Here is a 15,494-nt window from a genome sequence, read left to right as displayed (position 1 = left end):
TCGTTTTACGGCCGCAACGAAAGGGGCAATCAACTCATGACCGTTACCTACGATGCGTCCCGTGTGACGCTTGTCGATCATCCGCTCGTCCAGCACAAGCTGTCGATCCTGCGCGACAAAAACACCGGCACCAATCAGTTCCGCCAGCTCGTGCGCGAACTCGCGCTTTTTGACGGCTACGAGGCCATGCGCGACCTGCCTATGGAAGACGTCGAGGTCGAGACCCCCATCACTACCGCCACGTTCAAACAGCTCGCCGGCAAGAAACTCGCCATCGTGCCCATCCTGCGTGCGGGCCTTGGCATGGTCGACGGCATCCTCGACCTGGTGCCCTCCGCTCGCGTGGGACACATCGGTATGGAGCGCGACGAGGTTACCCACGAACCGCATGAGTATTACTGCAAGATGCCCAAGGATATCGACCAGCGCATCTGCCTGGTTGTCGACCCCATGCTCGCCACGGGCGGTTCGGCCGAGATGGCCATTAGCTACCTGCGCGAGCGCGGTGTCAAGGACATCCGCATGCTGTGCATCGTCGCGGCCCCCGAGGGCCTCAAGTCGCTGACCGAGAAAGACCCAGATGTGCATATCTATACCTGCGCCATCGACGACCATCTCAACGAGGCTGCCTACATCGTTCCCGGCCTCGGCGACGCCGGCGACCGCATCTACGGCACGCTCTAGTCGCCAGGCATGGGCAGCTGCGCGTGCTCATTCGTGCATGATTGGTGCGTGCGGGTGTACGAGTGACGCCTGCACGCATATTTATGAGTGTCGTCGCAGCCACCGAGGGCCCAAAACGCGCTATACCGCAGGTACGGTATAAAGAGTGTCTTAAGAAAATGTACAGTTGTGTATTAACTTACGTTTTCCCACTTGTCATCGCGTGTTCGGTTCGTACAATAGTCAACAACGCTGTCGCGCTGCGCTTACGCGGGTGCGGCGGCGTTTGTCAAGTACGCTCGTCGGCCATCGCGACCCATTCGTCCTCAGTGCTCGGCCTTTTGTCCGTTTGACACCCCAAGGGGCTAAAGACGCGATTAAGGTTGGGTAACAGTGCATTGATTTTGCAATCATGCGCCCTAAAATACTAGGACGATGTGAGCGGGGTATGGCTCCATGTGGGCTATATGTCGCGAGAAGGGAACGCACATGCCGGTTGAGCTGGCAGGCCACGTGCCGTTCATCGCAACGGGATTCGTCGTCGGTCTTGTTGCATTTTTGCCGTTGTACCTTGCGCTTGCTTCGGTGCTGGCGCATCGACGCGATGCCAACATGACGGTAGGCATGTTGGGTATCATGGTGTCGTTTGCGGTGCTCTTTATGGGCGTCGTAATTGTGCACCTGGTAGCCCCCGTGGCGCTCATCGCCTTTTTGTGCGGCGAGCTCGCCGGGTTTTTGATTTGTTGGATCGTGATCGCCTGCATGGTGATTATGAAGGATTAAAGGCGTTGCCCCACCTTGGTGCGGGCAAACAGGGAAGGTGGAATCTTGGACGCATTTGCCAAGTTACCCAGCGCGATCGCCGAGCTCGTCGCTGAGTTCTCCTCGGCTCCGGTCGTGGGTGACCTTAACGCGGGCCTGACGCAGTACTCGTTCTGGCTGCTTATCGCCGCTGTCGTCATGTTCGTGGTCTTTTTCGCGTTTACTAAGAAGCAGAAGGTTGTCCCCGAGGGCTTCTTCGTTAACGGCGTCGAGTGGGTCATCGAGTACGTGCAGGACGATATCGCCAAGGGTGTCGTTGGCGACAACTGGAAGAAGCACTTCCCGTTTTTGGCCTCGCTGTTCTTCTTTATCCTGATCAACAACTTTATCGGCCTCATCCCCGGCATGAAGCCCGGCACCGGTGCCATCGGCTGTACCGCCGCCCTCGCACTCGTATCGTTTGTGTACTTCATCTATTTTGGTATCAAGAAGCACGGCTTCTTTGGGTACTTCAAGAGCCTCGCCCCTGCGGGCGTCGCCTTCCCCATGAACGTCTTCGTGTGGGTCATCGAGCTCTTCTCGCTGTGCCTGCGCCTGGTCACGCTCGCCGTCCGTCTGTTCTGCAACATGTTCGCCGGCCACATCGTCATGGGCTCGTTCGCCATCATGGCCACGCTCTTTGCCCAGCCGATGCTGGAGCACTTTACGGCCATGAACGCCGTGGGCGCCCTGCCCAGCGTGGCGTGGGTTTTGATTCTTTTGGTAATCTACGCCGTCGAGCTGATCGTTGCCTTTGTTCAGGCATACGTTTTTACGGTCCTCGAGGCCGTGTACATTCAGATCGCAGAGGCTGACGCCCACTAGCGGTCGCATTTATTTGGTGTTCGGAGGCGCGGCACCCGCGTGCGCCTCTACAACATAGGTATTTATCCTGCGCACACGCGCACGACAAAGGAGGAATCGTGGGAGTTATCGGATATGGTCTCGGCGTTATCGGTGCCGGTCTCGCAATTGGTCTTGCAGCATTCGGTGCTACGGGCGCTATGGCTCGTCAGCCTGAGGTCCAGGGCCGTGCCTTCACCGTCTTCATTCTTGCATCTGCATTCACCGAGGCTCTGGGCCTGATCGGCTTCGTCGTTACGCTGATTTCGTAATTGAGCACGAAGGTAGTCGCCATGAAGCATTTCAACCACGCGAAAGTCGCTGCTGCGCTGACGGGCGCCATGCTCGCCATGCCGGTGTCGGCATTCGCCGAGGAGTCTGAGAACAAGGCCGAGATCCTCGTCCCCAAGATGGCGGAATTCGTCCCTGCACTCATTGCCTTCCTCATCATCTTCATCGTTTTGGCCAAGTTCGCCTGGCCGCAGATTCTGCAGACGATGGAAGAGCGCGGCAAGCGCATCAAGGACAGCCTCGATGAGGCTGAGACCACCAAGCGCAAGGCCATCGAGGCCCGCAAGGAGTCCGACGCCCTCCTCACCGACGCCCGTCGTCAGGCTGCCGACATCGTGACCGCCGCCCGTCAGGACGCCGAGTCCGAGCGCGCCCGCATTATCGCCAAGGCTCACGAGGAGGCCGAGGACATCATTGCCAAGGCCCACGCCAACGCCGAGGACGAGCGCAACTCCATCTATGCCGCCGCTGCCGGCTCCATCGCCGATCTTTCCGTCTCCGTTGCGACCAAGATTGTCGGCGAGGCCCTCGAGAACGACGACGAGCAGCGTCGTCTGATCGAGCGCTACATAAAGGAAGCAGGTAGCCTGAATGCCTAACAGCCGCATGGAGAACAGGGTTCTCGAGACCTATGCACGCACCCTCCTGGAGGCCGCTAAGGCCGAGGGCCGTGTGTTCCGCGATCTTCACGAGCTTGAGGTCATCGCGAACGCCAGCCCCGAGGTGCTTGCTGTCCTCGGTACCGTGTTCGAGCGCGGCCAGCTCGATCTTCTGCCGCAGATTGCATCGGCTTATCGGATGGTAACCGCGACCGACGAGGACGTCGTAGGCGTCACCGTCACCACGGCTGTCCCGCTCGATGACGAGCTGCGCCGCACGATTACCGAGAAATGCGAGGCCGATCTAAAACGCAAGGTGTTCCTGATCGAGAAGGTCGATCCGTCCATCATCGGCGGTCTGATTCTCGAGGCCCGCGGCCAGCGTCGCGACGTTACCGTCAAGACCCAGCTGCGCGCAGCGCGTGAGGCCCTCGGTTCCACGATTTTGAATAACGGAGGTGAAGCCTAGTTATGTCCGATACCCTCAATGCCGAAAGCATCGCCCGCGCCCTGCAGGCGAAGCTCGATGGCCTGGCGGCTACCGTCGACACGCAAGAGGTTTCCCATGTTGACGAGGTTGGCGACGGCATCGCGCGCGTCTCGGGACTGCGCAACGCCATGGCCGGCGAGCTCTTGGAGTTCAAGAGCTCCGAGACCGGCGAGACCGTCTACGGCCTTGCCCAGAACCTCGACCGCGATGAGGTCGGTGCTGTTCTGTTCGGCGCCGTCAACGTCATCAAGGAAGGCGACGAGTGCCGTACCACCGGTCGCGTCATGGATATTCCCGTGAGCCGCGCCATGCTCGGTCGCGTCGTCAACCCGCTGGGTCAGCCCATCGACGGCCTGGGCGATATCGTCGCCACGCACCGTCGCCCCATCGAGTTCAAGGCCCCCGGCGTTATCGACCGCACCCCGGTCTGCGAGCCGGTTCAGACTGGTCTGCTCGCTATCGACTCCATGGTTCCTATCGGCCGTGGCCAGCGTGAGCTCATCATCGGCGACCGTAAGACCGGCAAGACCGCCATCGCGATCGATGCCATCCTCAACCAGCGCGGTAAGGACATGGTCTGCATCTACGTCGCTATCGGCCAGAAGGCCTCTACGGTTGCCAACATCCGTGAGACCCTCGCCCAGCACGGCGCACTCGACTACACCATCATCGTCTCGGCTACCGCTGCCGACTCGGCCCCTATGCAGTACATCGCCCCTATGGCCGGTGCCGCTATCGGCGAGTTCTTTATGTACAACGGCGAGAACGGCGAGCCCGCCAGCGAGACCAACCCCGGCGGCCATGTGCTCGTCATCTACGATGACCTATCCAAGCAGGCTGTCGCCTATCGTCAGATGTCGCTGACGCTGCATCGTCCGCCCGGACGCGAGGCCTATCCTGGCGACATCTTCTACCTGCACTCTCGCCTGCTCGAGCGTGCCGTCAAGATGTCCAAGAAGAACGGCTACGGATCCATGACGGCCCTGCCGGTCATCGAGACCCAGGACGGCGACGTTTCGGCCTACATTCCGACCAACGTCATTTCCATTACCGATGGTCAGATCTACCTGCAGTCCGAGCTCTTCTTCCAGGGCCAGCGCCCGGCAGTCGACGTCGGCATCTCGGTGTCGCGCGTCGGTGGCTCCGCTCAGACCAAGGCCATGAAGCAGGTCGCCGGCAACCTCCGTCTGGACCTTGCCGCCTACCGTGAGCTCGCCGGTTTTACCCAGTTCGGTTCCGACCTGGATGCAGCCACCCAAAAGCAGCTTACCCACGGTGCGCACATGACCGAGCTTCTTAAGCAGCCGCGCTTTAAGCCGTTCGACGTCGCCGAGCAGATCGTTACGCTGTTCGCCGGCAACGAGGGCTTTATCGACGACCTGCCCCTTTCCGAGGTGCTGCCGTTCCGCGCCGAGCTGCTCGAGTACATGAATGCTGGCTTTGGCGGCTTGCTGCAGAAGGTCCGTACCAACAAGATCGACGGCGAGACCAAAGAGCAGCTGCTTCAGGCCATCACCGATTTCAAGAACGAGTACGCCTCCAAGCATGCCTCCACCGCGAGCGCAGCTGAGGGCGCAGAGGAGAACTAAGCTCTATGGCTAACCTTCGCGACATTAAGAAGCGAATCTCCTCGGTCACGAGCACCAAGCAGATCACGCGCACGATGGAGATGGTCTCTACGGCCAAGATCCGTCGCGCGCTCGATCGAGCCACGCAGGCTGAGCCCTACAAGAAGGCGCTCACCGACGTCATGCACACCGTTGCGAGCGATACAGAGACTGTCGGCGACAACCCCATGCTCAAGACGCATGAGGAGTTCAAGCGCGGTCTGATCATCGCGATCACGTCCGATCGCGGTCTGGCGGGCGGCTTCAACGTCAACGTTGAGCGCACCTGCGAGAAAATCGCTCGCGAATGGGCACATGATGGCGCCGAGTGCGAGATCATCGCATGCGGTCGCAAGGCGAGCGAGTATTTCCGCAGCCGTGCCAACACGGTCATGCACTTCGAGGGTTCCTCGGCCGACCCGAGCCTCGAGGATGCCCGCATGATCGCGAGCTATATCTGCGACGAGTACTCCAAGGGTCAGCTCGACCGCGTCGAGATCGTGTACCATCACGCTCGCAACCGCGTCGATCAGGTTCTTCGTACCGAGCATTTGCTTCCGCTCGACCCCGAGATGATCGCCATGGCACATGGCCCGCGCAAGAACGCAGACGAGGGCCCCGAGCGCGTTTCGTCCTCGTTCAAGTTCGTGCCGAGCGCCCAGCATGTGTTGGCTGAGCTGGTCCCCAGCTACATCCTGACCGTCATTCACCAGGCGCTGATCGATTCGGCCGCCGCCGAGCAGGGTGCGCGCCGTAAGGCCATGCACTCCGCCACGGAGAACGCGTCGTCGATCATCTCGACTCTTACCCGTACGTATAACCGCGTGCGTCAGGCTTCCATTACCACGGAGATCAACGAGATCGTGGGCGGAGCCGCAGCATTGGAGGAACACTAATGGCAGATACCACCGTTAAAGCGGCGGTCGAGGAGGCCACGGCACGTCAGACGGCCGGTGAGGGACGTATCGTCCGTATCATCGGCGCAGTTGTCGACGTTAAGTTCGATGGCGCTGTCCCCTCGATCTACAACGCGCTCACGGTCGAGGCCGATACGCCGATGGGTCACATCAGCACCATCCTGGAGGTTGAGTCTCAGCTTCCCGGCGGTGTCGTTCGTACCGTCGCCATGACGTCGACCGACGGCTTGCAGCGCGGCGTCGTCGCGGTCGACACCGGCGCACCCATGAAGATGCCCGTCGGCCCCGAGACCCTCGGCCGCATTTGGAATGTTATGGGCCAGCCTGTCGATGGCAAGCCCATGCCCCAGATCGATGAGTTTTATCCCATCCATCACCCGGCACCTCATTTCGACGAGCTCACTACCAAGACCGAGATCTTCGAGACCGGCATTAAGGCCGTCGACCTGCTCGAGCCCTACATCCGTGGCGGCAAAACTGGTCTGTTTGGCGGCGCCGGCGTCGGCAAGACCGTTCTGATTCAGGAGCTCATCAACAACCTCGCCCAGGAGCATGGCGGCACCTCGGTGTTCACCGGCGTTGGCGAGCGTACCCGTGAGGGTACCGATCTGTTCCTCGAGATGAGCGAGTCTGGCGTTATCGACAAGACCTGCTTGGTCTACGGTCAGATGAACGAGCCGCCTGGAGCGCGTCTGCGCATCGGTCTGGCCGGCCTCACCACCGCTGAGTACTTCCGCGATCGTGGCCAGGACGTCCTGCTGTTCATCGATAACATTTTCCGCTTCTCCCAGGCCGGTTCCGAGGTTTCCGCCCTTCTGGGCCGTATGCCGTCCGCTGTTGGCTACCAGCCCACGCTGGCTACCGAGATGGGCGACCTCCAGGAGCGCATCACCTCGACCAAGACGGGTTCCATCACCTCCGTTCAGGCTGTCTACGTCCCTGCAGACGACCTGACCGACCCGGCTCCCGCCACGACGTTTACGCACCTCGACGCCACGACCGTTCTTTCGCGTTCCATCGCCGAGCTCGGTCTGTATCCCGCAATCGACCCCTTGGCTTCCTCTTCCGACGCCCTGGATCCCTCGATTGTCGGCGAGGAGCACTATCGTGTGGCCGTCGCAGTCCAAGAGCTGCTCCAGGAGTACTCCGACCTGCAGGACATCATCGCCATTCTGGGTATGGACGAGCTTTCCGAGGAGCAGCGCCTTACGGTCAACCGTGCCCGTAAGCTCCAGCAGTTCCTGTCTCAGTCCTTCCACGTCGCCGAGCAGTTCACCGGCAACCCCGGTGTCTACATCCGTGTCGAGGACACGGTCCGCTCGTTTGCCGCCATTGTCGACGGCGAGTGCGACGACCTGCCCGAGCAGGCGTTCCGTTATGCGTCCACGATTGACGACGTGCGCGAGCGCGCCGCCAAGATGGAGGAGAAGTAGTGGCTATGCAAATCCGCATCGTGTGTCCGGAGAGCTGCGCTTATGAAGGCGAGGCGGCATTTGTCGCCCTGCCTTCCACGGACGGCGAGTTCGGCATTCTTCCGCGTCACGCTAGCGAGATCTGCACGATCGATCGCGGCTACGTTCGCGTTTGTGATAAGCAAATGGGCACCGTCGACCACACGTTTGCTGTGGACGGCGGCTATGCCCAGGTTGCGGACGATGTCGTGATTGTCCTCGCCGAGCGCGCTTGCGATTTGGCGACCGTCGATGCCGACAAGCTTAAAGCTGATATTCAAGGTTTTGAAGAGAAGCTGGGTAATTTGTCGGAGGATGATGCACGCCGCGCCTACCTCTATAATGAAATCGCATGGTGTAAGCTCATGCTTGCCCAATAGTCAAACGATTTGGCGTTCGACCATTTGCGAACACATCATGCCCGGGGTGGCCCAGCCATCCCGGGCATGCTTTTTGAAAGGGTAGACCTTGGATATTATCCGTGTTGAAGGTGGCCACACCATCGGAGGCTCCGTGCCCGTTTCGGGTGCAAAGAACTCTGCACTCAAACTCATGGCGGCAACGCTTCTGGCACCGGGGAAGACGACGCTGCAGAACGTGCCCGATATCTCGGATGTCCATGTTATGGGCAAGGTGCTCAAGGGTATGGGCGCCAAGATTGACGTTCTCGATGAGCATACGCTCGAGATCGACACTTCTCAGGTTGATTCCTGGGAGGCTCCCTACGAGCTTGTCGCCAAGATGCGCGCCTCCACGGCCGTGATGGGTCCCCTGCTGGGCCGTTTCCATCGTGCCAAGATTGCCATGCCGGGTGGCTGCAATCTGGGTGCCCGTAAGATCGACATGCACATCTTGGGTCTTGAGGCGCTGGGCGTAGAATTCGACACTGCACACGGTTACATCAATGCCAACGCTCCTCAGGGGTTGCGCGGTACCACGGTTACGCTCGAATTTGCCAGCGTCGGCGCTACCGAGAACCTCATCATGGCGGCCGTGCGCGCACAAGGCACTACGGTTATCGATAATGCGGCTCGCGAGCCCGAGATCGTCGACCTTGCCAATATGCTCAACGAGATGGGCGCCAAGATTGTTGGCGCCGGCACGCCCGTCGTGACCATCGAAGGTGTGGACGAGCTGCATCCCGTTACCCATCGCGTGGTGGGCGACCGCATCGAGGCCGGCACCTTTATCGTTGCCGGTGCTCTGATGGCCGATGACCGCGGTGTCGACGTTACGGGCTTTTGCCCCATTCACTTGGGCATGGTGCTCAAGAAGATGGAGCTCATGGGTATCGAGTGTGAGCGAATCGAGAATGGCGTTCACGTGAGTCGTGTCGAGCGCATCAGGCCGGTCGATATTCAGACACTTCCGTTCCCGGGCTTCCCGACGGACATGCAGGCGCAGATCATGGTGCTTTCCGCTCTTGCTGATGGCAGCTCTGTGATTACCGAGAATATCTTCGAGAACCGCTTCATGTTCGCGTCGGAGCTGGTCCGTATGGGTGCAGATATCCGCATCGAAAGCCATCACGCCATGATTCATGGCGTCAAGGGGTTCTCGGGTGCACAGGTTACCTCGCCTGATCTGCGCGGCGGCGCCGCGCTCGTCGTTGCTGGCCTTATCGCCGACGGCGTTACCGAGGTCTCGGCCATTCATCACATCAAACGTGGCTATGAGCAGTTTGTCGAAAAACTGCAGGCACTTGGTGCAAACGTCGAGCACGCCACTGTTCCCGATCCCGTCATCTACTAATGCAGGTTGCCTATGTTTAATAATAAGAAGCCCTTAGCGGATACTCGAAGACCTTCAACCGGCGCACAGGCCAAGATCTACAGTCGCGATAATGTTGCACGCTACTCCGAGCGCGCTCGTCAGCGCCGCCGCGGCCAGACAATCCGTCGCGTTGCGCTTATCGCCGTGCTTGGCGTGCTGTTGAGCGCTACGACTGCCGCCGGGCTGTGGTTCGCCAACATTATGGGCAAGCTTGGCGATTCCAATGTCATTACCGACAATCTGCGCCATATCTTGGTGGATACCAATGAGGCCAAGGATCCGTTCTACGTGCTTCTTTTGGGTACCGATGGTCGTCCGGGCGAGGACACGTATCGCTCCGATTCAATTATCTTGGCGCGCATCGACCCTACGCAAAAGCAGGCTACGCTTATATCCATTCCACGTGATACCAAGGTTGTCTATAACGGCGAAACCATGAAGATCAACGCCTGCCATACCTATGGCGGTGCCGAGGCCATGGTTCAAGCGGTCAATGAGCTGTGCGGCGTGCAGATTTCCCACTATGCCGAGGTTAGCTTTGACGGTATGCAATCATTGATTGACTCTGTGGGCGGTATCGACATCAACGCCACCGATGATGTCGATGACCCCGAGCATCTGGACATTAAGATTACGGCAGGCCAGCAGCACATGGACGGTGCTACCGCGCTCACCTATGCCCGTTGCCGCTATACCTATGCCGACGGCGACTATACGCGCATGCGTCACCAACGCCAGGTGCTTGGTGCCCTTGCCAACCAGATTCTCAACAACTTTGATGCTACGAAGGTCTTCGACCTGGTTAATTCGCTGTCCGATATGCTTGTGACCGATATGAGCGTTCAGGACATCGTGTCTACGGTCAATGCTATGCGCGGCATGGATGTCGATGGCATCTATTCGGCGAATCTGCCTTCCTACGCAGATGAAACCACCATGATCGACGGCCAGAGCTATGTCTTTGTCTACGAGGACGAGCTTAAGGAGATGATGGCGCGCGTCGATGCCGGCAAGGATCCTAAGGGACCAAACACCATGGGCCTATCCGACGGAACCAGCTCCACAATCGGTGATTTGAGCAACCATACTTCTGACGATTACGCCTACGGTACGGCCGGTTCGTCGGAAAGCTCGGGCGATTCGAGCTATTCGGACGATTCGAGCGATTCGGACGATTCGGATTACAGCTCATATTATTACGAGGAGCCCACTGGCGACGGCAACGGTTACGAAGCCAACTACTAGGGTTGCGCGGGCTTGCCAGCCCGTGCAACGGCTCGACGCTGCGCGCCGTCCAGAGCGACAATTTGTCATTCAAAAGGCAGGGCATGACCAGAAGGTCAATGTCCTGCCTTTTGAATGACAAATTGTTCGCTCTGGACGTCGCTCGCTGACGTTGATTCAACCAGCGATGCCGACTACTCCCCTTGCACCAAAAAATCGCCCCGTTCTCGGTTTTGAGGACGGGGCGATTTTGCTTACCTAGATTATTCGAGTTCCTTATGCGAAGCGGGCGACGAGCTCCTGCAAGACGTCGGTCATCTTAACGAGCGAGCTGACCGGGACAAACTCGTTGACGCCGTGGTAGCAGTAGCCGCCTGTCGAAAGGTTGGGACAGGGCAGGCCGCGGAACGACAGCTGTGCACCGTCGGTGCCGCCGCGAATCGGCAGCACCTGGGGCTCAACATCGCAGGCAAGGAAGGATTCCTTGGCGACTTCGATCAGCTCTGGGTAGTCGCGGACGATCTCGGCCATGTTACGGTACTGGTGCTTGATCTCGACCGTTACGCGCTCCTCGCCCAGACGCTGGTTGAGCAGCGCGGCGGCAGCATCCATCAGATCGAGCTTCTGCTGGAACTTGGCGGCATCGTGATCACGGACGATATAGCGCGCCGTGGCATGGTCGACTGTGGCAGAAACGCCCTCGAGGTGATAGAAGCCCTCGTAGCCCTCGGTGTATTCCGGACGCTGAACGTAGGGAAGCAGGGCATTGAAGTCGCAGAACAGATTGCCCGCGTTAACCATGCGGCCCTTGGCGTCGCCGGGGTGAATGGACTGGCCCTCAAAGCTAACGGTAGCCTCCGCGGCGTTGAAGCACTCCCACTCAAGCTCGCCAACCGGACCGCCGTCGACTGTGTAGGCATACTTACAGCCAAAGTCCTCGATATCCAACAGCTCGGCACCGTGGCCGATTTCCTCGTCCGGGCAGAAACAAATACCAAGCGTGGGGTGGGGCAGGCTGGGGTCCTGTGCAATGCGTGCGACGAGCGCCATAATCTCGGCGACACCGGCCTTATCGTCGGCGCCCAGCAGCGTGGTGCCGTCGGTGCAAACCAGGTCCTCGCCCAAAAGGTTGTTGAGGGCGGGGAGCTTGGCGGTGCTCATGGACACGGGCTTGCCGTCGACGATGCCGCAAACCAGGTCGCCGCCCTCGTAGTGCACGATGTGCGGCGCTACGCCGGCGCCCGGTGCGACCTCGGTGGTGTCGAGGTGCGCGATCAGGCCCAAGGCGGGCTTATTCTCGGAGCCGGCGCTCGCGGGAATGTGAGCGCAGACATAGGCGTTTTCGGTTACATGGGCATCGGTTGCACCAAGCTCGCGCAATTCCTCGGCAAGCACATTGGCAAGATCAAACTGGACGGTGCTCGACGGAACCTGGTCACAGTTGGCATCCTCGGACTGTGTGTTGATCTGGACGTAGCGCAAAAAACGCTCGAGTACGTCGGGGTTCGTGATGGTGTTTTCCATAGAGACCGCTCCAATCTTGGTTGTCGTGTGCAACAAGAACTCTAGCACGGTATGCCGCGGCATACCGCGACGCTTGGATGGGGTAGAATCAGCCATTGAATGCAGAAGGGACGGATGTTCATGGATACGACAAATAGCTCGCGCGAGCTACATCTAACGGTGGCGAACGAAGACTACTTGGAGTGCATGGTTCGCATCGAAAGCGAGGATGGGGAGACTAATGGCGTGCGGTCGGTCGATATCGCACAGCGCCTTGGCGTCTCGAAGGCATCGGTCAACAAGGCGGTTTCGGCTCTCAAGGCATCCGAACTTGTCGAGCAGTCTCACTACGGCAAGGTTATCCTGACCAACCGTGGGCGCGAGGTCGGTTTGGCTATCTGGTATCGCCATCGCCTGATTCGCACATTTTTGGTCCAGGAGCTCGGCGTCGACTTTGAGCGCGCCGATGCCGAGGCCTGCATGATGGAGCACGCGCTTTCCGAGGACACAATGGTCCGTTGGCTCGCCTATCTCGAAAAGCAGGGAATCAGCATCGAGGAATAGCGAAACATATATATGGATACGAGTTATTACAATCGCTTCGGCGGCGAGGAGCTTATGCGCCGACTTGCCAGCGAGACGCTGCTGGCACAGGGTCCGATGGGCAGCGTGCTGCTGAGTGAATACGGTGCCGCCGATATTCCGCCGGCATTTTGGAACCTCGCCGAACCGCAGACGGTTTCTCGCATCCACCGACTGTATGCCGCCGCTGGTGCACAGGTGCTTATTACCAATACGTTCCAGGCATCGGGTTTTGCGCTCGATCGCGATGAAATCGCTCCATCTATGGCAGAGGTCAATCGCGGGGCGGTCGACGATGCCCGCCAGGCAAATCCCCAGCTATTGCTGGGGTCCATGGGGCCTATTGCGATTGAGTGGTTTGTCGAGGATTCTTCCGAGTATCGAGAGATTCGCGCAAATGCTCGCGAGCAGGCGTCCGCCCTGCTCAACGCCGGCGTCGACGGGATTCTGGTCGAGACGATCACGTCTATCCGCAATCTGCAGCCCGTGCTCGCCGGTGTCCATGATGCCGCTGATGGCATGCCCGTTCTGGTGAGCTTTGCTATTGATGACAAGGGCGACCTGCTGGGTGATGGCCTAAACATCGAAGGTGCCATCTTGTATGCCGAGAAGCACGGTGCGAGCTCGGTTGGGATCAATTGCTGCACCCTGACAGCGGCTACCGCTGCGGTACCAAGAATGGTCAAGATGGCCACGACGCCCGTTACTGTACGTCCCAATGCGGGAAATCCGGTCCAAACGCAAGATGGGCCCGTGTGGCACGAGGACCCCGAAGCTTTCGCGCGCGCATGCGTCGAGTGGAAGCGGGCTGGCGCCGCAATGGTTGGTGGCTGTTGCGGAACCACGGCGATCACGACGGCTGCTATGGCAGACGCGCTCGATATATAGAGTCCCAAGAAAAGTACATTCGAATTACCGCCCCAACCGGGGCGGTTTTTTTGTCTATATGCGCCCTCGACGGCTTTTGCCTAAACGGTGAATGCGTGCGCCGGCGGCTTGCCGGGCGCTCGTTGCGGGTATACCACCTGCGTACCATGATCCAAACACTGCGAGGTGTCTGCGTGTGTGCGCGATAATTCATTTTGGAACTGATGGCTGGCGCGCTCGCGTCGGCGAGGATTTTAACGCTGACAATGTTGCCCGTATCGCTGATGCCGCCGGCGAGCTCTGGCAAAAGACATATCCCGGCAAGACGGTATATATCGGGTATGACACCCGTCCCCGGGCGCGCGAGTTTGCAGAACTTGCAGCTGGCGTGCTTGCGGCCCATGGCCTTGATGCCGTGCTTGCGGCCCGTTTTGTACCCACGCCTGCCATCACGTGGGCTGCCGCATACGATGGCGAGGCGTGCGGGGCGCTCATGGTGACCGGTTCACATCATCCGCAGGGCTATCTCTGTCTCAAACTGCGCATGGGCGATGGTTCCACGGCAAACCAGGACGTCATCGAAGAACTCGAGGCAACGATGGCCGCCGAACCTCTGGGGCTCGAGGAGCAGTATCGCACGGCGGATATCATTCCCGACTATATGCGAGCGGTAGCATCGTTTGTCGATGCCGATGCCATTCGTGCCGCTCATCTGCGCGTGGTGGTCGACCCCATGGGGGGAGCGGCTCAAGGTTATCTTGCCGATTTGCTGCGCGAGCTGGGTGTTGAGGTCCATGAGACTCATGCGGGGCAAGCATCGGATTGGAGGGATATCTGTCCCGATCCCGTAGAGCCGTGGGTGGATGCCTGCGAGCGTGCAGTTATCGAAGACGGTGCGTGTGCCGGCCTGGTGACCGATGGCGATGCTGACCGTATTGGCGCGGTCGACGAGCGCGGTAGATATATACATCCGCATCAGATCATGGCGCTCGTAATGGGCGAATTGGTTCAGTTTCGCAATTTGAAGGGGCGAGTCGTCGTCAATCTATCGTGCTCGACGCTTGTACGTCGTGTTGCCGAGGCACTCGGTTGCCGCGTGACCGTAAAACCGGTTGGCTTCAAATATATAGCCGCCGAGATGAAAAAAGACGGGGTGCTTATGGGCGGTGAGGAGGCCGGTGGCATCGGCATTGCCGCGCATATGCCCGAGCGTGACGGCATTCTCGCTTGCCTACTCCTGTGTGAGCTCATGGCAAAGACGGGGGCTTCGCTGGGCGTGCTGGTCGATCAGCTCGAGGCGAGTTTTGGAAAAACAAGTTATGGCCGTCGAGATTTACGACTTGAGGCAGAAGATGCCGAGTCGCTGCGCACGCTGCTTCCCGGTGTGAATCCCAAGTCGATTTGCGGCAAGGCGCCGCAGAGCGTAAGTCACATGGACGGCTTGCGTTTGGCATTTGAGGATGATACCTGGCTGTTGGTTCGCCCGAGTGGCACTGAGCCGGTGGTGCGAGTGTACGCCGAGGGCTTTTCGGTGGAGGAGCGCGACGAGTTGCTTGATGCCGGCTGCGCTTTGGCTCGGGGCGCATATCGGCTCTAGCCATGGGGCTGCTCAATATAAAGATATGCTCGGCGAGTGGTAGGTAACGACTGGCAAGCGTCAGCTGCGGGTATAAATGTGTAGGAGCTGTGTGCAACCAGATTCCCGCCCCGCGGGCCCCTCCGGTCTGGCAATATATCTCCTTGCCGCGCGGCCCGGTCGGACCGGATGAGACGCGCAGGCGTGCACCTTGAGAACCGGATACTGCGAGGATGGACACACCAGATGTGTCGCATCCGGGCAGACATCGAACCATTTGAAATGGTCTGACTTGGATTCGTTTTTC

16 protein-coding genes are annotated in these 15,494 nt (G+C 59.4%); 15 read left to right on the top strand and 1 reads right to left on the bottom strand.

The window, feature by feature from the left end:
• The first annotated feature begins 36 nt into the window (after positions 1–36).
• From upp to ACTM82_RS06735, 12 genes are all read left to right on the top strand, one after another.
• On the top strand, positions 37–684 hold the full coding sequence (upp, locus tag ACTM82_RS06790) for a uracil phosphoribosyltransferase (protein WP_040359658.1): 648 nt from the start codon (positions 37–39) through the stop codon (positions 682–684).
• Positions 685–1,152: 468 nt separating this feature from the next.
• The gene (locus ACTM82_RS06785) at positions 1,153–1,446 is read left to right on the top strand and encodes a hypothetical protein (RefSeq protein ID WP_441031998.1); all 294 of its coding nucleotides are present in this window, start codon (positions 1,153–1,155) and stop codon (positions 1,444–1,446) included.
• Between the two features lie 45 nt (positions 1,447–1,491).
• Positions 1,492–2,289: a F0F1 ATP synthase subunit A gene (atpB, locus tag ACTM82_RS06780; protein WP_441032000.1), complete on the top strand. Its 798-nt coding sequence runs from the start codon at positions 1,492–1,494 to the stop codon at positions 2,287–2,289.
• Between the two features lie 98 nt (positions 2,290–2,387).
• On the top strand, positions 2,388–2,579 hold the full coding sequence (locus tag ACTM82_RS06775; protein ID WP_303941830.1) for an ATP synthase F0 subunit C: 192 nt from the start codon (positions 2,388–2,390) through the stop codon (positions 2,577–2,579).
• Positions 2,580–2,600: 21 nt separating this feature from the next.
• The gene (atpF, locus tag ACTM82_RS06770) at positions 2,601–3,197 is read left to right on the top strand and encodes a F0F1 ATP synthase subunit B (RefSeq protein ID WP_427727741.1); all 597 of its coding nucleotides are present in this window, start codon (positions 2,601–2,603) and stop codon (positions 3,195–3,197) included.
• Positions 3,198–3,204: 7 nt separating this feature from the next.
• Positions 3,205–3,666 carry a F0F1 ATP synthase subunit delta gene (locus ACTM82_RS06765; RefSeq protein ID WP_441038863.1) on the top strand — a complete coding sequence of 154 codons (462 nt, stop codon included), beginning with the start codon at positions 3,205–3,207 and terminating at the stop codon, positions 3,664–3,666.
• A gap of 2 nt (positions 3,667–3,668) precedes the next feature.
• Complete coding sequence (gene atpA, locus ACTM82_RS06760) at positions 3,669–5,276, top strand: F0F1 ATP synthase subunit alpha (RefSeq protein WP_427727745.1); 1,608 nt, start codon at positions 3,669–3,671, stop codon at positions 5,274–5,276.
• A gap of 5 nt (positions 5,277–5,281) precedes the next feature.
• Positions 5,282–6,190 (top strand): ATP synthase F1 subunit gamma, encoded by a 909-nt coding sequence (gene atpG, locus ACTM82_RS06755; RefSeq protein ID WP_441041458.1) that lies wholly within the window; start codon positions 5,282–5,284, stop codon positions 6,188–6,190.
• Positions 6,190–7,644, top strand: coding sequence for a F0F1 ATP synthase subunit beta (gene atpD, locus ACTM82_RS06750; RefSeq protein ID WP_427727748.1), 1,455 nt, complete (start codon positions 6,190–6,192; stop codon positions 7,642–7,644). Before atpG ends, atpD begins: the two co-directional genes overlap by 1 nt.
• Positions 7,645–7,649: 5 nt before the next feature.
• Entirely contained in the window at positions 7,650–8,042 is a 393-nt protein-coding gene (gene atpC, locus ACTM82_RS06745; RefSeq protein ID WP_427727755.1) for an ATP synthase F1 subunit epsilon, read from the top strand.
• An 88-nt stretch (positions 8,043–8,130) separates the two neighbouring features.
• Positions 8,131–9,414, top strand: a complete 1,284-nt coding sequence (murA, locus tag ACTM82_RS06740; protein WP_441017009.1) for a UDP-N-acetylglucosamine 1-carboxyvinyltransferase — start codon at positions 8,131–8,133, stop codon at positions 9,412–9,414.
• Between the two features lie 12 nt (positions 9,415–9,426).
• Complete coding sequence (locus ACTM82_RS06735; protein WP_441055387.1) at positions 9,427–10,680, top strand: LCP family protein; 1,254 nt, start codon at positions 9,427–9,429, stop codon at positions 10,678–10,680.
• 255 nt (positions 10,681–10,935) lie between these two features.
• On the opposite strand, the gene pepT is transcribed toward ACTM82_RS06735, so the two are convergent.
• Positions 10,936–12,183: a peptidase T gene (gene pepT, locus ACTM82_RS06730; RefSeq protein ID WP_441055393.1), complete on the bottom strand. Its 1,248-nt coding sequence runs from the start codon at positions 12,181–12,183 to the stop codon at positions 10,936–10,938.
• 120 nt (positions 12,184–12,303) lie between these two features.
• Here pepT and ACTM82_RS06725 point away from each other — a divergent pair, with 120 nt between their 5' ends.
• From ACTM82_RS06725 to ACTM82_RS06715, 3 genes are all read left to right on the top strand, one after another.
• Positions 12,304–12,726, top strand: coding sequence for a metal-dependent transcriptional regulator (locus ACTM82_RS06725; RefSeq protein WP_154518396.1), 423 nt, complete (start codon positions 12,304–12,306; stop codon positions 12,724–12,726).
• 12 nt (positions 12,727–12,738) lie between these two features.
• Positions 12,739–13,632 (top strand): homocysteine S-methyltransferase family protein, encoded by an 894-nt coding sequence (locus ACTM82_RS06720; RefSeq protein ID WP_441055389.1) that lies wholly within the window; start codon positions 12,739–12,741, stop codon positions 13,630–13,632.
• 175 nt (positions 13,633–13,807) lie between these two features.
• Positions 13,808–15,208: a phosphoglucomutase/phosphomannomutase family protein gene (locus ACTM82_RS06715; protein WP_441055391.1), complete on the top strand. Its 1,401-nt coding sequence runs from the start codon at positions 13,808–13,810 to the stop codon at positions 15,206–15,208.
• Positions 15,209–15,494 lie beyond the last annotated feature (286 nt).

The sequence above is a fragment of the Collinsella sp. HCP3S3_E5 genome, assembly GCF_052067635.1.
Taxonomy (GTDB): domain Bacteria; phylum Actinomycetota; class Coriobacteriia; order Coriobacteriales; family Coriobacteriaceae; genus Collinsella.
This window is presented reverse-complemented; position numbering and strand designations above follow the sequence as displayed.